At 39.8% G+C, this 21163-nt stretch carries 20 protein-coding genes; 13 read left to right on the forward strand and 7 right to left on the reverse strand.

All coding sequences use genetic code 11. The features are described 5' to 3' along the window. Positions 1 to 58 precede the first annotated feature (58 nt). Together M5F03_RS12815 and M5F03_RS12820 are read left to right on the forward strand one after the other, a co-directional pair. Entirely contained in the window at positions 59 to 1534 is a 1476-nt protein-coding gene (locus M5F03_RS12815) for an OmpA family protein (RefSeq protein ID WP_249708514.1), read from the forward strand. Positions 1535 to 1655: 121 nt separating this feature from the next. Next, a complete protein-coding gene (locus M5F03_RS12820) occupies positions 1656 to 2684 on the forward strand; it encodes a DUF1311 domain-containing protein (RefSeq protein WP_249708516.1) in 1029 nt (342 codons plus the stop codon). A gap of 49 nt (positions 2685 to 2733) precedes the next feature. Here M5F03_RS12820 and M5F03_RS12825 read toward each other — a convergent pair whose 3' ends face one another. Then, positions 2734 to 3180: a universal stress protein gene (locus M5F03_RS12825; protein WP_078191807.1), complete on the reverse strand. Its 447-nt coding sequence runs from the start codon at positions 3178 to 3180 to the stop codon at positions 2734 to 2736. Between the two features lie 141 nt (positions 3181 to 3321). Next, positions 3322 to 3765, reverse strand: a complete 444-nt coding sequence (locus tag M5F03_RS12830; RefSeq protein WP_078191806.1) for a universal stress protein — start codon at positions 3763 to 3765, stop codon at positions 3322 to 3324. Positions 3766 to 4076: 311 nt separating this feature from the next. On the opposite strand from M5F03_RS12830, the gene M5F03_RS12835 reads away from it, so the two are divergent. The 3 genes from M5F03_RS12835 to M5F03_RS12845 all read left to right on the forward strand — a co-directional run bounded on the left by M5F03_RS12835 (position 4077) and on the right by M5F03_RS12845 (position 6072). Next, entirely contained in the window at positions 4077 to 5084 is a 1008-nt protein-coding gene (locus tag M5F03_RS12835; RefSeq protein ID WP_078191805.1) for an alpha/beta hydrolase, read from the forward strand. An 81-nt stretch (positions 5085 to 5165) separates the two neighbouring features. Beyond that, a complete protein-coding gene (locus M5F03_RS12840; RefSeq protein ID WP_078188613.1) occupies positions 5166 to 5510 on the forward strand; it encodes an SMR family transporter in 345 nt (114 codons plus the stop codon). A 1-nt stretch (position 5511) separates the two neighbouring features. Continuing rightward, complete coding sequence (locus M5F03_RS12845; protein WP_180114067.1) at positions 5512 to 6072, forward strand: TetR/AcrR family transcriptional regulator; 561 nt, start codon at positions 5512 to 5514, stop codon at positions 6070 to 6072. A 304-nt stretch (positions 6073 to 6376) separates the two neighbouring features. Here the strand turns inward: M5F03_RS12845 and M5F03_RS12850 are convergent, their stop codons facing one another. The 4 genes from M5F03_RS12850 to aceR all read right to left on the reverse strand — a co-directional run bounded on the left by M5F03_RS12850 (position 6377) and on the right by aceR (position 10494). After that, entirely contained in the window at positions 6377 to 7546 is a 1170-nt protein-coding gene (locus M5F03_RS12850) for a benzoate/H(+) symporter BenE family transporter (RefSeq protein WP_249708518.1), read from the reverse strand. Positions 7547 to 7800: 254 nt separating this feature from the next. Continuing rightward, positions 7801 to 8451 carry a leucine efflux protein LeuE gene (gene leuE, locus M5F03_RS12855; RefSeq protein WP_180022039.1) on the reverse strand — a complete coding sequence of 217 codons (651 nt, stop codon included), beginning with the start codon at positions 8449 to 8451 and terminating at the stop codon, positions 7801 to 7803. 73 nt (positions 8452 to 8524) lie between these two features. Then, on the reverse strand, positions 8525 to 9514 hold the full coding sequence (gene tal, locus M5F03_RS12860) for a transaldolase (protein ID WP_249708520.1): 990 nt from the start codon (positions 9512 to 9514) through the stop codon (positions 8525 to 8527). An 89-nt stretch (positions 9515 to 9603) separates the two neighbouring features. Beyond that, complete coding sequence (gene aceR / locus M5F03_RS12865; RefSeq protein WP_180093549.1) at positions 9604 to 10494, reverse strand: HTH-type transcriptional regulator AceR; 891 nt, start codon at positions 10492 to 10494, stop codon at positions 9604 to 9606. 115 nt (positions 10495 to 10609) lie between these two features. Between aceR and aceI the strand changes: the two genes are divergently transcribed. From aceI to M5F03_RS12885, 4 genes are all read left to right on the forward strand, one after another. Further along, positions 10610 to 11035: a chlorhexidine efflux PACE transporter AceI gene (gene aceI / locus M5F03_RS12870; protein WP_168377760.1), complete on the forward strand. Its 426-nt coding sequence runs from the start codon at positions 10610 to 10612 to the stop codon at positions 11033 to 11035. Positions 11036 to 11238: 203 nt separating this feature from the next. Further along, complete coding sequence (locus M5F03_RS12875) at positions 11239 to 12339, forward strand: OmpW/AlkL family protein (protein ID WP_249708522.1); 1101 nt, start codon at positions 11239 to 11241, stop codon at positions 12337 to 12339. A 442-nt stretch (positions 12340 to 12781) separates the two neighbouring features. Beyond that, complete coding sequence (locus M5F03_RS12880; RefSeq protein WP_249708524.1) at positions 12782 to 13636, forward strand: NHL repeat-containing protein; 855 nt, start codon at positions 12782 to 12784, stop codon at positions 13634 to 13636. 57 nt (positions 13637 to 13693) lie between these two features. Further along, the gene (locus tag M5F03_RS12885) at positions 13694 to 14893 is read left to right on the forward strand and encodes a hypothetical protein (protein WP_249708525.1); all 1200 of its coding nucleotides are present in this window, start codon (positions 13694 to 13696) and stop codon (positions 14891 to 14893) included. A gap of 132 nt (positions 14894 to 15025) precedes the next feature. Here M5F03_RS12885 and M5F03_RS12890 read toward each other — a convergent pair whose 3' ends face one another. Next, complete coding sequence (locus tag M5F03_RS12890; protein WP_180145369.1) at positions 15026 to 16546, reverse strand: acetyl-CoA C-acetyltransferase; 1521 nt, start codon at positions 16544 to 16546, stop codon at positions 15026 to 15028. 241 nt (positions 16547 to 16787) lie between these two features. Here M5F03_RS12890 and M5F03_RS12895 point away from each other — a divergent pair, with 241 nt between their 5' ends. From M5F03_RS12895 to M5F03_RS12910, 4 genes are all read left to right on the forward strand, one after another. Further along, a complete protein-coding gene (locus M5F03_RS12895) occupies positions 16788 to 18179 on the forward strand; it encodes a 3-oxoacyl-ACP reductase (RefSeq protein WP_180007894.1) in 1392 nt (463 codons plus the stop codon). Positions 18180 to 18311: 132 nt separating this feature from the next. Continuing rightward, positions 18312 to 19166 (forward strand): MaoC family dehydratase, encoded by an 855-nt coding sequence (locus M5F03_RS12900; protein ID WP_249708527.1) that lies wholly within the window; start codon positions 18312 to 18314, stop codon positions 19164 to 19166. Between the two features lie 75 nt (positions 19167 to 19241). Next, the gene (locus tag M5F03_RS12905; protein WP_249708529.1) at positions 19242 to 20528 is read left to right on the forward strand and encodes a serine hydrolase domain-containing protein; all 1287 of its coding nucleotides are present in this window, start codon (positions 19242 to 19244) and stop codon (positions 20526 to 20528) included. A gap of 84 nt (positions 20529 to 20612) precedes the next feature. Continuing rightward, on the forward strand, positions 20613 to 21062 hold the full coding sequence (locus tag M5F03_RS12910) for a copper resistance protein NlpE N-terminal domain-containing protein (protein ID WP_180007896.1): 450 nt from the start codon (positions 20613 to 20615) through the stop codon (positions 21060 to 21062). The last annotated feature ends 101 nt before the right edge of the window (positions 21063 to 21163 follow it).

Here is a 21163-nt window from a genome sequence, read left to right on the forward strand (position 1 = left end):
AATAAACATATAAACTAAAGTACACATGAAAATAATGACAACTGCATGGAGTACAAATATGAATATAGATTTATTAGCGCTGATTAAGCAGCACGTCTCCTCGATTGTGCTGGACGGTGATACACAATATTTAACTGAAAAAAATTCAGCCATTAGCCAATTTATTCCATTCCTGTTAAATATTTTTCGATCCAAACCTGAATTTATTGATGCCTTTCAAAAACAGTTAAACCCTCGTATTAGTGATATATTTTCAGCAAATCCCACATTAAAAGAACAATTTTTGCAACATCTCGGTGGCGGTACGGCCCCAACGTCAGAAATAGAGCAAACCTTAAACCACTCTATAGCTCCAACTTTAGGGGCACTTGAAAATGAAGCGGGTTCATCTGATCCCGTCGCAATCACGCATTTACTTGATAATCATGCAGATAGCATTTTGGCGGCACTACCACAATGGGCAGTGCCTTTACTCGCAGGTTTAGGGGTCAACACTGCAGCTGGGCGTACATTACACCAAGCACCTGTTGTTGAACCAACACCTGTTATCGTTGAAGAAAAACGCTCGAATTGGTTTATGCCAATTATTGCACTGCTTATATTATTGGGTCTGCTCGCATTTTGGTTTAAGTCTTGTACTAATAAAGAAGAACCAACCACCTCTGCAACAACGGTTGCACAGCCTGCGGCATCTCAGCCAGCACATTTGCAATTTAGCACCGGTACAGATGGGCAGTTAACCAGCTGTCAAATTCAAACAGGCGATTCAAACTATCTTGAAATTTTGCAGCAGCAAGTTAAACAGATCTTTAACTTTAATACGGGCTGTGGTGCTTCATCTGATGCCAGTTACCATACTCAATTTATTGATCAAGATACCATTCCAACGGTTCTGCAAAAACTTAAAGGTGTGCCAAATACCACTTTAACCTGGACAGAAAATCAGTTATCGATTTTGTCGCAAAATCCTGCGGATGCTCAAAGCCTTGCCAATCAAATTAAGCCTTTAGCAAAAAATATGACGGTATTGGTTCAAGAAGGTGTGAGTGAACAAACTGCAGTAGATAACAGTATTACTGATGCACAAAAAGCATTAGCGAGTATTAACCCTGAACAAGTTCGTGCTCTAGATGTTGCGACTGCGCTTAACTTACAAATTATTAATTTTGCGACAGGTTCATCTGATATTCCTGACGTGAATAAATCGATTTTGGATCAAGCGGCAGCGTTAATGCAGCGCGCTACAGAAGTACATCTGACTGTACAAGGTCATACCGATGCTGTGGGTAATGCGGAAGCGAATAAAGCTTTATCGCAAGAGCGTGCACAAGCTGTGGTGGATTATTTGGTATCGAAAGGCGTTGATCCTGCACAGCTTCAAGCGGTGGGTTATGGTCAAGAAAAACCGGTAGCAGAAAACAGCACCAAAGAAGGTCAATTCAAAAACCGTCGTATTGAGTTTGAAGTTTTAAATACTGAGAATGGCAAAGTACGAGATGTCACCAGCGAAGGCGTAACTGAAAAGACCAATTAAAACCGTACTAAATGAGATGATATATAAAAAATCCCTGCACATGCGGGGATTTTTCTCGTCAAAGCGCTGTAGTTTTGAGTAAAATACGCGCGAAGAATAAAATCATAATGGTAATTATACAATGAAAAAAATAGTCATCACGAGCCTCATGTTGTCTGCGGCATTGATATCCGGCTGTGATAATTTTAAAAATAAAAAAGATGCTGAGGCCAAAACGGAAGCGCCTGCTTTGGAAGATTGGAGTTGTACTGCACAAGCCAATATCGACCAATTGCAAGATCATTTAAAAAACGAATATCTCAAAGAATTAAACAAAGAAATACGTCAGTCCGATTATGAAGCCGATCAGCAACTTATGGATCTGATTGTAAAAAATCTAAAATTTAACATTCAAAATGTCACGACTTTAACTGAAGACCCTAATAAAGCCAAAACATTGGAATGTAGCAGTCAATTGTTGGTGGTTTTCCCGAAAGGATTACAAAAGCGTGCTGAAAACGCCTTTGCTGAACGACCATGTGACGAAGGCTGTGAAGAACGTGGTCATTATACTTTGAATGATTCACTCGAAGATGGTGAGTCAGGCTTAAGCATGGACAATGATCAGCTTAAAGGGAACTTTAGCTATAGCATCACTAAAACGGACAAAGATGGTTTAAGTTTAAGTGTCCCAAGTCAAAATGACGTAATTGATAGCGTTGTAACAGTGACACGTCATGCGGTGCTATATGCGGCATATAGTGCTCAAAATAAGCGAGACGAAGAATCCTATCAGCAAGGGATGGAGAGTCAATCTCAACAAATGAGCCTTGCACAAAAGGCAATGGATATTCGTAAGAAAGAGCTAGATCAGGATAATGCAAAAGTAGTAGATCGTCTCAATCAGACTTGGGATCGTTTTAGTGATGAACAAAAGGCGCAGTTACAGCAAGATCAAGCAGACTGGTTTGAAAAGCGTGATATCGACTGTAAAGTGCTTGCACAAAAAAGTGTTTATTCATTAAATGAAAGTGAAAAAGAGACTTATCAAAAGCATTCGCAATACTGGGATGATGCGATGAATACGCAAAATCAAGAGTTGCAATATACCAAATGTTTTAATCAGAAAACTACAGAACGAATTGTGTATTTAAATAACGTGTTTAATTGATCTAAAAGAAGAAAAGCCCTCAATGAAGGGCTTTTTTTTGAATCTTAATTTATTGCTTGATGATCAAAACAGGAATTGGGCACTGCGTTAAAATATTTTGTGCTACGCTGCCCAGCATGGCTTTTTTTAAACCTGTGCGTCCATGCGAACCCATGATGATTAAGTCTGCAGAGATTTCATCAGCCACTTGTAAAATCCCTTCAGTTGGCGATACACCATGAATCAAACGAGTTTTAACTTCGATACCATCACGTACAAAGGTTTGTTTGATATCTTCTAAACGCAGCTGAGCACTTTTTTCAGCCTGCATAAAATATTCAGTGATTGCAGGTGCAACAGCATAGAAATCGACACCAACGAATGGATCAACAGCAACAACACTAACAATGGTCACTTGTGCATTTTGACTTTTAGCCAAGCTGAGCGCATGTTCAACAGCAGAATATGAAACTGGAGATTCATCCACAGGGACTAAAATTTGTTGATATTGACTCATATCTGCTTCCTTAATATTTTAAATGTTATCAATCTAATCTTGCTCTATTCACGAAATTGTATGAATTAGACAAAAGGGTAAGCCTATGGGTGAAGGGTGTGCTGAATACAAAAAAGCCCACATGATGTGGGCTTGGTCATCTTAAGCTTTTACAACCAACACAGGTAATTCAGTATTACTGAGTACATCTTGTGCGAAGCTGCCGAGTAGCATTTTCTTAAAGCCTTTACGACCATGTGAACCCATCACAATCAAATCGGCTTTGACTTCATTGGCTGCTTCTACCACACCTTCAGCAGAAACTTGGCCTTTAATGATTTTACTTTGTGCTTCTACACCCACTTCAGTTGTAATTTGCACAGCTTCTTTCAAAGCAGATTCAGCATTTGCATAAGCTTGTACGAAATATTCTTTCATGATTGATGAAGAATAATAGAAGTCTGCATCGGTAAATGGGTCTTCAGCAACAAGGCTGATTAAAGTGAGTTGGCTGTTAAACGCCTTGGCAATAATTGCAGCTTTTTTAACTGCAGAAAACGAGATTTCTGAACCATCGACAGGTACTAAAATGTTTTGATATGACATGGAACAATCTCCTGTAATTTTGCTTTTAAACCCTATAGATTATTGATAACACATTGTCGTGCATGGTTCAATTTATTAATCTAAAAAATATTGTAAATTCATAAAATTACATAAATTAATGTCGATAAGTCGTCAAATAAATCTGAGCGGAAAACTCGGACTTTGCTCAAAAAATATTAAAATAAAATCGACTAATTTTCTCGGATTTTGAGCCTAAATGATCAATTTGAACTTTATAAAAATAAGCCTAAACTATATACAGTTTTAAATCTAAGATTTATAACAAAATTGATGCGATTGGATAGTTTGATATGTCATATAAAGTAGGGTTGGTTGTACTCAGCATGTGTTCAGTGTTGCATTTGTCTGGTTGTCAAAACACGCAAAGCAGTACCAAAGTGATTGCAGGCGCATTTAACTTATCGACACAAGTTCAAAAGACCTTCATCAACCTACATGCACCTGACAATGTTATTGTGCAGTCAAATATTCAATATCTACAAAATCCAAATTTAAACTTGGATATCTATCAACCTGAAACAAGTATGGCGATTGCACCAAGACCAACGATTGTTTGGATCCACGGGGGCGGTTGGGTCTCTGGCTCAAAAGAACATGCAGGTGGATATTTTAAACGACTCGCAGCCCAAGGCTATAATGTAGTTTCTGTTCAATATCAGTTTGCACCTGAAGCCATTTATCCTGCACAGCTCAACCAAATTGATGCTGCATTGATGTTTTTAAATCTACATGCAGCACAATATGGCATTGATTCGCAAAATATGTATTTGGCAGGGGATTCTGCAGGTGCAAATATGGCCAGTCATTATGCCGCCTTGGTTACGAATCCAGATTTTGCGAAAGCGTCAAAGATTCAACCTGTATTAAAGCCTTCACAGCTTAAAGGGCTGATTTTACATTGTGGTATTTATGATTTAAACAGCTTTGTAAATACTGCACCCGCAGAGATTGGACTGATCGAGTGGGGCGTCTATAACTTAGTTCAGGCGTATACCGGAGACAAAAAAGATGATGCCGAGTTTTTAACGCGTATTTCAACGGCCTCAAATATTAATTCAAAATATCCGCCTGTATTTATCAGCGGTGGCAATAAAGATTTTTTAACCAAAACGCAATCTGAGCCTTTTGTAGAAAAATTGCTGGCAAATAATGTATCTGTGACAGCGGTTTTTTATCCAGATTCGAAAGAATTTTTGGTACATGAATATCAATTTATGATGAGTAAAAAGGCCAGTCAGCAGACCTTTGATCGCACTTTAGAATTTTTGCAACAACACACACAGACCGTCAAAAATTAAAAACAGACTTAAAAGGCTTGCAGAATAATCTCTAACTCAATAACATACCTACCAGTTGGTATGTTTATTTTGGAATGATTAATGAATTCGGTCACTTTAGCTTATGGCTTACTGTCATTGGCGATTATCTCAGAAGTAATTGGTTCGACATTTTTGGTGAAGTCAGAAGGGTTTACCAAACTTGCGCCTTCATTGGCTGTCGCAGTTTTATTCTGTTTGGCATTTTATTTATTGTCTCAGGTGATTAAAGTCATACCACTTGGTATTGCTTATGCCATTTGGGCGGGTGTTGGTATTGTTTTAACTGCACTAATTGGCTACTTTATCTTTCGTCAAAGTTTAGACCTCCCAGCCATGTTAGGGATAGGCCTGATTGTTTCAGGTGTGGTCGTGATCAACCTGTTTTCAACTTCAGCTGGACATTAATATGGATAATCCGCATCAGCGCAAGAAAGAGCCTCAACTGATACGCCAAAGTATTTTGCAGCACGCAATCCTTCTTGCTGCTGATAAAGGTGTCAACGGGGTGTCGATTCAAGCCGTTGCGGATTTAGTTGGGGTTACAAAAGGTGGTGTATTTCATCATTTTTCAAATAAGCAAAAGCTCTTAGAGTCCATGATTGTGATGCTTTTGGCTCAATTAGACGAGGTCGTTGACCGATTAATTGACGAAGACCCTGAGCCATACGGTCGTTTTACCCGAGCCTATATTGAAATTACTTTAGAAAAACAAATCATGGGTTTGCAACAGTCTTGGTCCGCGATTTCGATGACCATGCTGACAGATAAAACTTTTAATGAATATTGGATCGAATGGATGAACTCACGTTTAGAGCGTCATCATCAGACAGATTCGGATATAGAGCTGAAAATTGTTCGTTATGCAGCCGATGGTATTTGGCTCACCGCTTTTACAGAAGTGGAAGATGAAAGTGAAACCCAATTATTAAAACAAGAACTGATCGCCCGAACGTATCGAGCGAAATAGATTAAATAACTGATTTTACATACGTAAAAGTAATTACGCATTTTTAAAATGATTTTTAAGTCTATTCGACAGAGTCTTACATCTAGGGATTGAATAAAGGGATTAACCTTCGGCTGGAGGTACTCTTGAAATGTTGTTTCTCATTCGGCAAAATGAGAAGCGTGCTACGTAAGGAAACCATCTTGCGGAGCATTGCTCCTCACCGCAAAAACATTTTTGATTATAAATAGTCCTATCTCAAACACATGCGGATGACGTTACCGCGTATCATTCTTTATTTGAAGCAAATTATTTAACTGAGGGCTTAATTTCTTTTATATTTGAAAATAGCATGCACGACTAAACCAAAGACCAAACCCCAAAATGCAGAGCCAATACCAAAAAACTGTACGCCCGATGCACTAAACAAGAAGGTGAGTAGAGCGGCGTCACGTTCACTCGCTTCTTGGAAAGCAATGACGATGTTGTGTCCAATGGTGCCTAGTAGGGCAATGCCTGCTAAAGCGGTAATAAACACCGATGGGAAAGCGGTTAAGAAACTCACCAAAGTGGCTGCAAACAGGCCCATCAAAATATAAAAGAAGCCACAGGTCATACCTGCGATATAGCGCTTTTTCTCATCGGGGTGGGCTTGGTCATCTAGACTGATTGCCGCACTAATCGCAGCAATATTGACACTAAAACATCCAAATGGCGCGAGTAGCGTTTGGGCTGTCCCAGTCCAACCAATCAGTTGATTGACGTGGGGTTGATAACCATAACTTTTAATCATGGCTAAACCCGGTAAATACTGAGAGGCCATATTGATTACAAAGAGTGGTAGCGCCAAACCCAGTATTGCTGAGATCGAAAATTCAGGTGTGACCCAAACTGGCTGTGCGAGTTCTAAATTAAGCGCCGGTAATTGAAAGCCAAGTAACAATGGACAAAGCATAATGCCAATGATCACCGTAATGACAATGCTATAACGTGGTAACAGTCGTTTACTGATGACATAAGCCGCGAGTAAACCCAGAACGAATGCCCATTCATTTTGTAAACTGACAAATAGCTCAATACCAAATTTTAGAAGTACGCCCGCCAACATTGCACTGGTGAGACTTTGCGGGATATAGCGCAGTATTTTTTCAAAAATGCCTAAAAATCCGAGTACTGCTGTCAATAGGCCACAGACCAAGAAAGCACCTAGGGCGGCATTCATGCTGTAACCATTCGCAGTCGCTAAAATCAGTGCCAGTCCTGCAGTGGACCATGAAGTCGCAACGGGATATTTAAATTTCCAAGACAGAATCAGCCCGCTTAAGCCGATACCCAAACCTAGAGCCCAAAACCAAGAGGTTATTTCTGCAGTGTTGGCACCGAGCATTTGTGCAGATTGGATCACCAAAACAGCCGAGACACTGATCCCGACTAAGAACGTAATAAAACCTGCAAAAGCAGCTGGAATGGAGAAGTCTTGGAGTAGTTTTTGCATAATGATCGAGCTATGACTATTGTTGGCGCAGATTTAGGATGACATTTTTCAGGATGATACGCTCAAGTCCTGTACAGTAAAAGTGCTTAACAAGATGTTAGGGAAATACTTTATTTATTCACGAACGACACTTTAATAAAAGGCACTTTAATAGAACGAATCGACAACCCACATTGAGGATGTTTTATCCATTCAAAACTTTAAAGGGATATGGAATTTCCTAAGAAAAAACAGTACTACTTTGCCCATGGCAGTTACATGGTAGATGTCGCAAGTTTTAGACCAAATCCACAAAATAGAAGACCAACTGCTGCCACGCAGCATGCCGTAAATTTATAACGATGGCTAAAATAGGTGGCCAGTTTTGCACCCGAAAAGATCAAAATCGTTAAATAGCTCATACTGATAATTTGCAATACGATCGCGAGTACGGTAAATGTAATCGCAGGATATGGATATGCAGGATCAACGAATTGCACAAAGAACGATAAGTAAAAAAGAATGGCTTTAGGGTTTAAAATACTGATGGTTAATGCAGTCTTAAACGGTTTCAATTCATTCAAACTCAGTTGCTTGGTGTCGAGTTGTTCTGGCATCTGAACGGCATTCCATGTTTGGTAGGCAGCCTTGAAAAGTTTGATACCTAGATAACTTAAATACAGCGCACCGACAATTTTTAATAATAAGAATAACCAAGGGAAGGCGTGAAGTAAGGATGCAGCGCCGAGAGCAGTGAGTAAGATTAAGATCAAATCGCCAGTATAGACACCAAAAGCGCCTAAATAGCCGACCTTAATGCCATAGCGAGAGGCAACAGACATGACATAAAGTGAATTTGGACCGGGTAAAATCACAATTAATATCGTACCAATAATAAAGGTCGTTAAGTCTGTGATTCCAAACACTGAAGACACTCAAATAAAAAACCGAAGCTGTAGTATACAACTTCGGTTCTAGATGAAACTGAAAATTTCTAATTTATGCTTTTATTTCAGCATCTAAGCCAAAAGTTTGACGCAGTAAGCTACTTAATTGCTCACGGGCTTTAATAAAACCATCAATACCGCCTTGTAATAGTTGGAAAGACATTAAGTCTTTTTCAACTTCAGCTTTGAAAGTTTGCTTGTCGAGCACTTGTACATCGTGTTGACAGTGTGCATGCGCATGATGATTAGACAATTGCACTTCCACGGTACGCTGATCTTTTTCCAGTTCTGCCAATAAATTCGGTGAAACCGTTAATAAATCACAACCTGCTAAGCCAAGCACTTGATCAATACTACGGAAGCTAGCACCCATAATTTCAGTTTTGATGTCATGTTGTTTGTAGTAGTGGTAAATCTGCTTCACTGATAACACGCCCGGATCTTTCTCAATCGGGTAGCTATCCACATTTTCAGCTTTTTTGTACCAATCTAAAATACGACCAACAAATGGCGAAATCAGTGTGACTTGAGCATCTGCACAGGCTTGAGCTTGATGTAAGCCAAACAATAGCGTCAGATTACAGTGAATACCTTCGGCTTCAAGGGCTTTAGCGGCTTGAATGCCTTCCCACGTTGAGGCAATTTTAATTAAGATACGGTTTTGATCGATACCATGCTGTGCATATAAAGCCAGTAACTCTTTAGCTTTTGCAATGGTGGCATCAGTATCATAAGACAAGGCTGCATCGACTTCTGTAGATACACGTCCTTCGATCAATTTTAAAATTTCTACACCAAATTTGACCGTAAGAATATCGATGGTGCGCTCAACCAGCTCATCATTTTGATAACCTTCTTTACGCGCTTGTTCAAAAGCACTTTCAATCAGTTCTTTATTTTCAGGTTGATTTGCCGCTGCTGTAATTAAAGATGGATTTGTGGTCGCATCCAATGGACGGAATGTATTAATCGCAGCTAAATCACTGCTGTCAGCAACAATCGTTGTTAGGCTTTTTAATTGGTTTAACGCATTTTGAGTCATTTGAAATCTAGTTCTTAATGTTCTTGGTGTACATACTTTTATAACACAATCTGTTTAGAACCCAACCAAAAAACGCCCAATTAGGCAGTCTAAATCGTAGTTTTTCGTGAATTTCGGATGTGATTAATCAAAAAATGAGCAGCCGAGCCGAGAGGTTTTTCACGGTTCCAGACCAAGTCGACGAAATATTCAAATTTGGGTGTGAAATCTTGAAAGCTTAAGATTTTGAGTTGATCTTTGAGCGTCGGATTTTCATTAAACATCTCTAATGGAAGCACACCCCAACCCAGACCTTGAATAATCATAGAACAGGCTGAGTGGTGGTTATCTGTACGCCAACTGTGTTTGGAAAATAACAACTCTGGTTTGATGCTTTTATCACGACTTGCAACCACGATTTGCCGACTTTGCAAAATTTGCTCAAAACTGACTTGCTTAAATTTCGACAGGGCATGTTTTGTCGCAGCAACAGGAACCAATGCTTCACGCTTCAATTCGACAAATTGTTCATAACTCTCAAGCTGTTCACGTTCAAACATTAGAGCAAGCTGCGCTTGACCCTGTAATAACATCTTTTGGGCATCTTCTTGAGGCGCAGAAAAAATATTGATTTGCAAAGATGGAAAATGAGTTTCTAGCAAAGAGATATAGTTGGTCCACTGCGTATGTAGTAGCTCTGATACCACCACGATATTCAGTGAAGACTCTAAACCATGACTCAGTGCAATTGCATGCTGTTTCCATTGATTGATTTCTATCAATAATTGTTCAGTTTTTTCATACAGGTTAAGCGCTTGAGCGGTGGGCACAGGCTCACGACCAACGCGCTCAAACAGTTTAAGGTTGAGATCAATTTCGAAATTCGCAATGGACATGCTGACTGCTGATGGCACTTTGCCGAGTTGTCTGGCGGCTGCGGAAAATGATCCTGTTTCCATGACTGTTTTAAAAATCATCAGTTGTTCTTGATTAATATTCATGTGCATATAAAAAATAAAGGAATACAACCTTTCAGTAATATTGAAAGAACCTAACTCGATTAATCAATAATATAAAAATAAAATGTGATTTTTACAAATGATAGAGTGTTTCAAAATGACGATTTCCAAGAGAAGGATTATTCATGCGCTAAGCTATGAGATCATCCTATTGGTGATCATTGCTATTGCTTTAAGTTTTATTTTTAAAGTTCCGATGGAGGTGACAGGTACGCTCGGTATTGCAATGGCGGTCACTTCTGTGATTTGGAACATGATTTTTAATCATTATTTTGAAAAATTTGAAGCAAAAAGAAAGTTAAAAAGAACCTTTGGTGTACGTGTTTTACATGCAATTGGATTTGAGGGCGGTTTAATGCTTGCAACCATCCCAATGGTGGCTTATGCCATGCATATGACCTTATGGCAGGCGATTTTGCTCGATTTTAGTATGACCATGTGTATTTTAGTCTATACATTTATTTTCCAATGGTGCTATGACCAGATTGAGGCGCACTTGGGTTACCAACCACAATATCGTTAAATTTCAATAAGAAAATTACATTGGCCTGTATTGATAAGTACAGGCCTTTTTTGCTTTAAATAGGGCAGAAGTTAACAAATAACAATATATAAAAACATAATATAACTATAAAAAATTATACTAATTACATAACTTTTAAATATAAAAACAAAGAATGTTTTTATAAGTTGATTAAAAAAATATGCAAGACAAGGAGTTAGCATATGAAATTGATAAAAATTGTCACACCTGCTGTTTTGCTTGGGCTTACACAATTTACATTTGCAGATGGTAACTTTAAACGTTTTTCTGTATCTGCGGGTTGGATGCATGTGATGCCGCAAGGGAAAGCAAATCCATTTGATATTAATACTGCGGTAGCAAATGGCACACAGGCTAAAGTAGGCACAATTAGTGCTGAAGGTTTTCTAAAAGCGATTGATCCGAATGCAATTTATAATGAAGGGAGTAATTCCGCGAATCTTAAGGACACTTTAACCGACCTTGTGAATGGCCCTTTGGGAGGATTAATTAAAGATAAGGATGGCAACATCAAGTCAGAGATTGCAGGGATCGCAACGATCAATGGACTAGATAATTGGTCAGCTGAAGGTACGGGGCTTGAAGCAGAAGATGTCGATACATTAGGTTTAACATTTAACTACCATATTAATGATAATGTTTCTTTGCAAGTGATTGGCGGTATCCCACCTGAGGTAGATATTAAAGGTAAGGGTATGATTACCGCGCCATTATCTGGTCTTGCAGAGCCAGGTGGTCTGGGCGGTATGTTATTCCCAGATGGTTTACCACTAGATTACGCAGTACCCATTACGGATCTATCATCTTATGGTAAGGCGGCGAGTGCGAGAGCTTGGACGCCGGTATTTCAGGCACAGTACCAATTTGGTCAGTCGGGTGTAAATAAGTTTAGACCTTATGTGGGTGCAGGGATCATGTATGCTTATTTTAATGATATTGAACTCAATAAAGGAATTGAATCTGACTTAATTGCTGCAGGACATATGATTCAAAACATTAAAGATAATAATGCGGGTGCAGCACTCGATGGTAAAGAATCATCTGGAAAAATGGTGGTCGATGTCGATGCGGATGATGCGATTGCTCCAATAGTCACACTTGGATTTACTTATGACTTCAACCCAAGTTGGTTTACGGTTGCTTCGGTGTCTTATGCAAAGTTAAATAATAAAACCAAGATTGATGTGATTAACCAAACGACGGGTGAACAATTAATTCATGCAACGACCAAGATCGATATTGATCCTATCATTACTTACTTAGGCGTAGGGTATCGTTTCTAAAAAATGATTGAATCGTAAAAACCCGCTCTTAAGAGCGGTTTTTTTCTTTAAGTATTTATTATTTAATCATCCTTGTTTATCCATGACCATCAGCAATACAGATCAAGATGTGTATACGGCCAGAACCTTTTATAAGTTCTGCTTTGGACTGAGGTACAGCAACCGATGTCGGAAAGGTTAAAAAATATCTTTTAGTCTTTGTTTTTCAGTGGGTGTATTACTTCCATTGAGGAATTATTTCTATTTAAGTTTAATTATCGGGAAAATAAATAGAATTTTACCTATAAAAAATGTATTACATGACCATCTCTGCATTGTTAATGTGAAAAATATACTAATAACATCACTCAATATTGATGCTGATCCCAGTTTAATGATTAGGTAAATATTGTTTTTAGAATTATAAGATATTGATTATTTGTATTTTATTTTTTAGCGGTGTTTGGATGAAATTACGTGCATTAGCAGTAGTGGTTGCACTCATAATGACGGGTGTGGTGGAGGTGGTGGTGAGTCTGGACAATCAACTGCTCCAACAGAATCTACACAGAATCAAGGTCAAATTAATTTAGCTAACGGCATCCGTTTAGCTGATGTGGCTTCAGAGTTAAATGTTTCAACATTTTCTTTAGCATCATGGAGTCCAACAGCCATTCAGCGCAGCGGCGACGTTTTATATATTGCAAACAATCAGCCGACAGTAGAAATTCTGCGTTATGATTTAAAAAATAAGACAGTTCTCAGTTCAATTTCCGCAGCAAGTGCTTTTGGCAATACAGGAAAATTATGGGCGGATATTAGCGATATATACATCGCAGGCAATCGTCTTTATGTATCGTCATCAGGCAGCCAACGCGCAGATATTTTTGATATTTCAGGAACTGCACCTGCCTATTTTGGGTCTTTAGGTACTGGGTCTACAAACGGTGGTCAGCCGTTTTATGCGATGACTAATCCAAGTGCAGTCATCGCAAATGATCAATATGTTTTTGTCGCGGATAACTTAAACCGTATCAATGTCTGGACTCAGGGAACGGTGAATGGCAAATCTAGTGCTGCTTTAAGAAAGTTTAGCCGCCTTGCATTGCCAAGCTGTGGCTCAGGTTGTGTACCGCGTTTAGAAATTATTGGTGATCAGCTATATGCCACAACAACGAATGGTCATACCTATGTCTATAACATTAAAAATATTCATGAAGCCCTAGATACAGAATCATTTGTTCAGCCAGATAAAACGCAAAACTCAGTCGCAACCGTGGTACATAGTGCAACGGACAACTTGCTCTATGCAGCGTAGCCGAGTGGAAAAATTGTCAGCTATTCAAAAAATAATCTAGCAAGCTTGACGACTGCGTTGCCAAGTAGCGTAGTAGATAATGTGCAGCAGTACCGTTTGGCGGGACAGAATGGTCAAAATTTACCTAAATCTTTAGATATAACGGTATATGGCGATGTTATTTATACACTGTCAAATCAAAAAATTATTGCATTGCCGCTACGTAAAATTAAGCAAGTGATCTCAGATACACCAGTCGCATCAACTAACTTGCTCGAGTCGAAAGCGACTGAACAAACCCGTACGCTGCAAGACGGCGAAAGCTGGGCAACATTAACTAATACCACTTTGCGCAATATCCCTGTCAATAAAATATTATCGGCTTCATTTACTGGTAGCGGTATTCATTTGCAAAGCTACAGTGCGGCAGAAGTGAATAATTTAAAAATTGTTGGCAAGCTGCGTCAAAGTGAGCAATGGGTTGAAATTGCGACACTGGATCGTTTAACACCGTTCTCTACAAGCAAACTCAATTTGACCATTGATAAAAATGCTGGATTTAATTTGGTTAATAAAATTGGTTCGGCACGTATTGAAGGTCTAAGCAATTTTAGTGAAGTGCCTATTGAACTCTTTGAAGAAGTTAAAATCACCTCAGATTCAGATACGCACGTTCAGAAGTTAAATACGATTAAAGCGCAGTGGAAACTGACTTTTGGTACGTACAATCCTGAAAGCGAATCGAAGTGGTGCCGTATTACACCATTGTATGCGCGTGAATGGGTCATCATGATGACTAACTTTGCCTATATGATCAGTACGCCTGAGTTTGAAACACTGTGGTTTAATCATAAGGTTGCAATGGGGCATGACTCCTTTGGTAATGCAGGCCGTGTAGAAGGGGCCAATGGCTACTTCAAAGCTGAAGATTATAAAAATATTTATAATAGTATTTTAAACCGTGGGCAGATTAGCCTCGGTGTTACCAACATGGGTGGTGGGCTTGGCGGCGGTCAGGTACTTGGTGTAGATGGATGGATTTACTACGGTCATTATAGACAATCTGGCTATCGAATTGTTGCACATGAATTCGGGCATCATTGGGGCGGTCATAATAGCGCTTGGGCAATGGAAGGCTGGGGCTTTGAAGCAATGATGGATAACCTAAATTTCTATTTCCAGCGTCAGCCAGGTTCGTTACCGTATATGGATCCGAAAACAGCTTCCATACACGTCCAGATTCAGAGTTATGCCAAGGGATTAGCCAAAACATTTTGAATGGTGTGGCTTCAAAAACACCTTGGAATAAAGTGGATGAATACTTTAAAAATAATCCATTACCGAAATAATGTTTAGCATTGAAGCATTAAAAAAGCACCTCATTTGAGGTGCTTTTTTAAATCTGAAAAATTATTTTTCAATAATTGCTGTTACGCCTTGACCACCCGCAGCACAGATCGATACAAGTACACGGCCTGAACCTTTTTGGTTCAATAGTTTTGCAGCAGTCGCAATAATACGACCACCAGTTGCAGCAAATGGGTGACCTGCAGCAAGAGATGAACCTTTCACGTTCAATTTAGAACGATCTATTGAACCCAATGGTGCATCTAAGCCTAAACGTTCTTTACAGAATTTAGGATCTTCCCATGCTTTTAGTGTAGATAATACTTGAGATGCAAACGCTTCATGAATTTCATAGTAATCGAAATCTTGTAGCGTAATACCTGCACGTTCAAGCATACGAGGCACTGCATACGCAGGCGCCATCAATAAGCCTTCTTTTTTCTCTACAAAGTCAACCGCCGCTGTTTCTTGGAAAGTTAAATAAGCAAGAACTTCGTGACCGTTTGCTTTCGCCCATTCTTCTGATGCAAGAAGGACACATGACGCACCATCAGTCAGTGGAGTCGAGTTACCCGCAGTCATGGTACGCGCATCGCCTTTACCAAACGCTGGTTTTAACTTCGCAAGTTTTTCTACTGATGAGTCTGCACGTAAGTTGTTGTCACGCTCTAAACCAAGGAATGGCGTAATCAGGTCATCAAAGAAACCTTCTTCGTAAGCAGCTGCCATTTTTTGATGTGAAGATGCAGCAAGTTCATCTTGCGCTTCACGTGAAATACCCCATTCAAGCGTAGTAATGGCTTGATGATCACCCATAGAAAGACCTGTACGTGGCTCACCGTTTTTCGGCGCATCCATCAAGTCTTTTACATTAATTTTAGTTAATGCTTTTAGGCGGTCTTTACCCGTTTTAGCAATGTTTAATTCAAGTAAAGCTTTACGTAAACCATCACCAAAAGCGATCGGTGCATCAGAGGTTGTATCTACACCGCCAGCAACACCCACTTCGATTTGACCCAAAGCAATTTTATTAGCAACCAAGAAAGCAGCTTGTAAACCTGTACCACATGCTTGTTGAATATCGTAAGCAGGTGTTTCAGGAGCAAGTTCAGTATTGAGTACACACTCACGGGTCATGTTAAAGTCACGACTATGTTTTAACACTGCGCCAGCAACAACTTCACCAAGGCGTTGACCTTGAAGGTTGAAACGTTCAACAAGACCATTTAATGCTGCGGTGAACATGTCGCTGTTTGAAGCAGTGAAGTAAGCGCCGTTAGAACGAGCGAAAGGAATACGATTACCACCGATAATAGCAACGCGGCGAACTGTGTTTTGACTCATGGTATTATCCTGTTGAACAGACGTTTGAGTTGTTGATTTTGAAGCTGTTTTAGGGTTTGAAGCGGGTGTCTTAGTACGTGTAGATGCACGACGAGGACGGCTTATTTTAGCGGCATCACTTGTAGACTTGGTTGCTGTGCCCGTACTTTTAGCGGTACGTGGCGTACTCTTTGATGTATTTGACACAGTTTCCGTAGTCGGACTTTCGACTGCTGGATTTTCTTGAGTTGTTTTGCTCATAAGGCTTTTCCAAGCATGTTGATGATCTTCTTGACGGCTACATTAGCATATTCACCAAAGGGGTAAATTGACTAAAATGACATTCGCTAAAGCATTCAGGTCAAGCCATCTGCGGTTTAACTCAAGTATGATTCCATGGAAACTGATGGAACTATTGAAATATAAGTATCTGACATCATCTTGAAGTTAAAGGGATATCTTCAGATCCATCAAAAATTAATCTGTATGAGAGATAATAAACATGACTGATCAATACCAAACATTTGCAAAATCTCCTATTGGTAAATTTGTCATCAAAAATTTAGGTTTACCATCACCGACTTTTTTAGAGCGTTTTGAGTCTGCAACACCTGTCGTTAAAGGTGCGGTTTTATTCGGTGCAGCGCCTGCTTCAACATTGTCTGGTGCTATTGCACAAGTTTTGGCAAATATTCATGCCAATAGCTATGCAGGCAATAATGCTGAATTACAACAAGCTGCGGCAAAATCAGGTCTAAACTTAAGCGCATTTAACGAAGGCGATAAAGAGTCTAAGTTTAAAGTTGTGGTATTTGATGCTTCCGGTATTCAAAACTCAGAACAACTGCATGCCTTATATGCATTTTTTAACCCAATCGCGCGTCAAATTCAGGCGTCTGGTCGCGTTGTCGTTGTTGGTACAACACCAGAAACTGCGAAAACTGTAAAACAAGCCATTGCACAACGTGCACTAGAAGGTTTTGTAAAATCAGTCGGTAAAGAGTTTAAGAAAGGGATTGCTGCACAGTTAGTCTATGTGGACGAAGGTGCTGAAGCAAACTTAGAATCTGCATTACGTTTTGTGATTTCACCACGTTCAGCTTATGTATCGGGTCAGGTGATTCGTGTTTCGAAAGCAGATGTTGTGGATGTTGACTGGAATAAACCGCTTGCAGGCAAAACAGCTGTAGTAACAGGTGCAAGCCGTGGTATTGGTGAAGCAATTGCACATGTATTGTCACGTGATGGCGCGCATGTCATTTGTTTAGACGTTCCACAGCAGCAAGCTGACCTTGACCGTGTTGCAGGTGAAATTGGCGGTTCTACGCTCGCGATTGATATTACTGCAAGCGATGCCGGTGAAAAAATCAAAGCTGCGGCAGCTGCTCAAGGTGGTTTGGATATCATCGTGCACAATGCCGGAATTACCCGTGACAAAACTTTGGCCAATATGAAGCCTGAGCTTTGGGATTTGGTGATTAACATTAACTTGTCTGCGATTGAGCGTGTAAATGATTACCTTCTTGAAAATGATGGCTTCAATGCAAATGGTCGTATTGTTTGCGTATCTTCTATTTCAGGTATTGCAGGTAACTTAGGTCAAACCAACTATGCTGCTTCTAAAGCTGGTGTAATTGGGGTGGTTAAATTTACTGCTCCATTATTGAAAAATGGCGTAACCATTAATGCTGTTGCTCCAGGCTTTATTGAAACGCAAATGACTGCTGCGATTCCATTTGCAATCCGTGAAGCAGGTCGTCGTATGAACTCGATGAGTCAAGGTGGTTTACCTGTGGATGTTGCTGAAACGATTGCGATGTTTGCTTCAACTGCGTCGACAGGCTTGAACGGTAACGTGGTACGTGTGTGTGGTCAAAGCTTGTTAGGGGCTTAATAATCCCTCCCGACCTCCCTTTGAAAAAGAGAGGAGAAGTCCCCCTTGATCAAAGGGGGATGAGGGGGATTTAAAATATCCTTCTTTAAAAGGAAGGGAACTTTATAAAGATAAAACTTCCAAAGGTTTAGTATGAATACTCGCCATTTTAGTCAACTTCCAAAACCTTATTTAGCCTATCCAAAAGTGATTCAAGGCTTGATTTTTAAAAAGCCTAAAGCTGAAAAAGTGCTGCCGCAAGTTGAATATGTGGTGGATTCATTTAAGATCGATCAAAAACATTTAAAAGCTTATAACGAAGTCTGTGGCTTTAAAAACAATGGTTATATCCCAGCGATTTATTTGGCTGTGCTTTCTCAAAGTTTGCAAATGCATATGATGACTACGGAAGCTTTTCCATTTGCGATCTTAGGTTTGGTACATATTCGTAACCAAGTGAAGCAATATCGCAAAGTTGGTGTGAATGAAACACTGTCATTGTCATGCAAATTTGGTGAATTACAGCCACATGATAAAGGCGTGCAATTTGACTTTATTACCACTGCAAAAGTGGGCGATGAAGTGGTTGTAGAATCATTAACCACGTATTTAGCACGTCAAAAAACAGAGAACAAAGCTGCGTCAAAATCTACCGAAACAAAGTCAGCTGAGTTGCAAGTTCAAGCTGAATGGAATGTTTCTGAAAATACCGGTCGCCGTTATGCGTTGACTTCTGGTGACTTTAACTTGATTCATATTCATGCTGTAACCGCTAAAGCGTTTGGTTTTAAACAAGCCATTGCACATGGTATGTGGAGTAAAGCTAAAGCTTTGTCGAGTTTAACTTTGCCAGATGCCTATGAAGCAGATGTATGGTTTAAATTACCCATGTATTTACCTTCTCAAGTTGAGTTCCTAACTGCGCAAACAGGTAAAGATACAGAGTTTGCCATTCGAAATAGCAAAAACAAAAAACCGCATGTCGCGGGAAGTGTGAAAGCACTGTAAGACTTAAGCCTAAATCGATATCGGTTTAGGCTTTTTTGTTTTAATCTCAAGCGATTCATATTCAAAGGAATGATGATGCAGGCGCTCAAAGAATATCTATTTGCACAGAAGAATAATTATCAAGGTACGGTTGACGAGGCGTTTCAAGATTTGGCGGCGCAATTTAGCCGTATGCAGGATGCTCGAACCCACTTAGGCGGAGCCGCCTTAGTGGTGTATTTTAAAGGTCAAAAAGTCGTGGATATTTGGACTGGTAAAAAGTCAGCCGAAGAAGCTTGGCAGTCCAATACGCCCTCGGTCTGTTATTCCACGGGTAAAGGCGTACTTGCAACGCTTGCACATATCTTAGTGAGCGAAGGCTTTCTAGATTACGATACTCCCGTTGCAACATATTGGCCGGAGTTTGCTCAAAATGGTAAGTCGGATATCACATTAAGGCACATGCTGAGTCATCAGAGTGGTTTATACGATATTCGTAATATCATTCAAACAGCATCTGAAATGGCTGATTGGTCACATATGCTTAAAGTCATCGAACAAGCTAAGCCACGTTTTGAGCCATCAACTGATGCAGCATATCAACCGTTAACCTTCGGTTGGCAAGTCGGTGGTGTACTTGAAAAGGCCACAGGTCGACCGCTTACAGAATTGATGCAACAGTATTTGGTTGAACCTTTAGAGTTGGATCATGCTTTTTTTGGTGTACCAGAGCATCAACTTGGTAAGGTTGCACGCTTGATTCCGAAAAAGAAAAAAGAAGAACGCACTATAGATGCTTCTGTTCAAGAAAATACCCAAGCGCAGACAACGAAAAAAAAGACCGAGACACGAAAACCGTCAATCTTTGATCAGCTCCTGCAAATTTCAGGACAAAATTTGCAAGACTTTCAAGATGGTATGATTCCAAAAGGAATGCGCAAGTTTTCATTTTTTAGTGATGAGGGTTTGCAAGCCATTATTCCTGCGGCAACAGGCGTATTTAGTGCTAATAGTTTAGCGAAAATCTATGCAATGCTAGCCAATCATGGCCAGTGGCGAGGACAGACCTTAATCACACCACAAGTTTTTGAATCTTTAAGTAAAATTCAATATAAAAAACGTGATCGTATTATGCCTTTACCGATGAATTGGCGTTTGGGATATCATCGAATTTTAACTTTAGGTAAATCTAGTGAAGGTTTTGGACATATTGGTTTTAATGGTTCTGGGGCCTGGTGTGATCCGCAGCGTGATTTAAGTTTTGCTTATACACATAACTTTGCGACGGGTTCAATTACCGGCGATTATCGCTTATGGGGCTTAACTCAAGAAACGCTACGCTGTGCAGACAAAGCACTTAAAGGACGCAAGGGCTGGCTTTAAGATACTTCGGGATAGAACAGAAATTGGGGAAATGTGAAAAATATGCTATTTTCCCTCGCTGTTTTAGACTGCTGTGATATCCCTATGAAAAAAGTTGTTTTGATTCCCTTAGTCGCAACGTCGGCAATGTTGGGTTGTCAGGATTCAACTCCAACGAAAGCAAAAGAGATAGAAGCGATTACTGCCGAAAAACAGCAAGCTGCATGGGTGGGTGATTTTAAAGGTACAACGCCGTGTATGGGCTGTCTTTCTCGTTGTGAAGATTGTCCCGGTATGGCTGTGGCTCTTGAGCTACATGAAGACCAAACCTATACACTTACTCGTGAAAGTCTAAGTGGTCATAACGAAGTAGAAGTGCTAAAAGGTGTAATTCGTTTTAAAGATGAATCAAAGCAGCAGCTAGAACTTATGAATGTGCAAACGCGTAATCTTTTGTATGTTGATTTGGATCAGCAATTACTTGAAATTCGGGAAGACCAGACGGCGAAACGCTATCAAATGCAGAGTGATTTCCTTTTAAATAAAGCAGTTTAAGCATTCGTAATTTATATTAAATTTGCCTGATCATTGTGATAGCTCAAGATCGGATTTTTATTGTCCAAACTCTGCCATTTATTTCACTATTAGACAAAAAA

It is taken from the genome of Acinetobacter amyesii, from assembly GCF_023499985.1.
Classification (GTDB): Bacteria; Pseudomonadota; Gammaproteobacteria; order Pseudomonadales; family Moraxellaceae; genus Acinetobacter; species Acinetobacter amyesii.

Excerpts from the sequence above, each read along its gene's own strand:
- M5F03_RS12830 (WP_078191806.1), bottom strand. The coding sequence starts at position 3,765 with ATGTCATATCAAAACATTTTAGTACCTGTCGATGGTTCAGAAATCTCG.
- M5F03_RS12820 (WP_249708516.1), top strand. The coding sequence starts at position 1,656 with ATGAAAAAAATAGTCATCACGAGCCTCATGTTGTCTGCGGCATTGATA.
- M5F03_RS12875 (WP_249708522.1), top strand. The coding sequence starts at position 11,239 with ATGAAATTGATAAAAATTGTCACACCTGCTGTTTTGCTTGGGCTTACA.
- M5F03_RS12890 (WP_180145369.1), bottom strand. The coding sequence starts at position 16,546 with ATGAGCAAAACAACTCAAGAAAATCCAGCAGTCGAAAGTCCGACTACG.
- M5F03_RS12910 (WP_180007896.1), top strand. The coding sequence starts at position 20,613 with ATGAAAAAAGTTGTTTTGATTCCCTTAGTCGCAACGTCGGCAATGTTG.
- M5F03_RS12840 (WP_078188613.1), top strand. The coding sequence starts at position 5,166 with ATGAATTCGGTCACTTTAGCTTATGGCTTACTGTCATTGGCGATTATC.
- M5F03_RS12850 (WP_249708518.1), bottom strand. The coding sequence starts at position 7,546 with ATGCAAAAACTACTCCAAGACTTCTCCATTCCAGCTGCTTTTGCAGGT.
- M5F03_RS12845 (WP_180114067.1), top strand. The coding sequence starts at position 5,512 with ATGGATAATCCGCATCAGCGCAAGAAAGAGCCTCAACTGATACGCCAA.
- M5F03_RS12905 (WP_249708529.1), top strand. The coding sequence starts at position 19,242 with ATGCAGGCGCTCAAAGAATATCTATTTGCACAGAAGAATAATTATCAA.
- M5F03_RS12900 (WP_249708527.1), top strand. The coding sequence starts at position 18,312 with ATGAATACTCGCCATTTTAGTCAACTTCCAAAACCTTATTTAGCCTAT.
- aceI (WP_168377760.1), top strand. The coding sequence starts at position 10,610 with ATGACGATTTCCAAGAGAAGGATTATTCATGCGCTAAGCTATGAGATC.
- aceR (WP_180093549.1), bottom strand. The coding sequence starts at position 10,494 with ATGAATATTAATCAAGAACAACTGATGATTTTTAAAACAGTCATGGAA.
- M5F03_RS12895 (WP_180007894.1), top strand. The coding sequence starts at position 16,788 with ATGACTGATCAATACCAAACATTTGCAAAATCTCCTATTGGTAAATTT.
- M5F03_RS12835 (WP_078191805.1), top strand. The coding sequence starts at position 4,077 with ATGTCATATAAAGTAGGGTTGGTTGTACTCAGCATGTGTTCAGTGTTG.
- M5F03_RS12825 (WP_078191807.1), bottom strand. The coding sequence starts at position 3,180 with ATGAGTCAATATCAACAAATTTTAGTCCCTGTGGATGAATCTCCAGTT.
- M5F03_RS12815 (WP_249708514.1), top strand. The coding sequence starts at position 59 with ATGAATATAGATTTATTAGCGCTGATTAAGCAGCACGTCTCCTCGATT.
- tal (WP_249708520.1), bottom strand. The coding sequence starts at position 9,514 with ATGACTCAAAATGCGTTAAACCAATTAAAAAGCCTAACAACGATTGTT.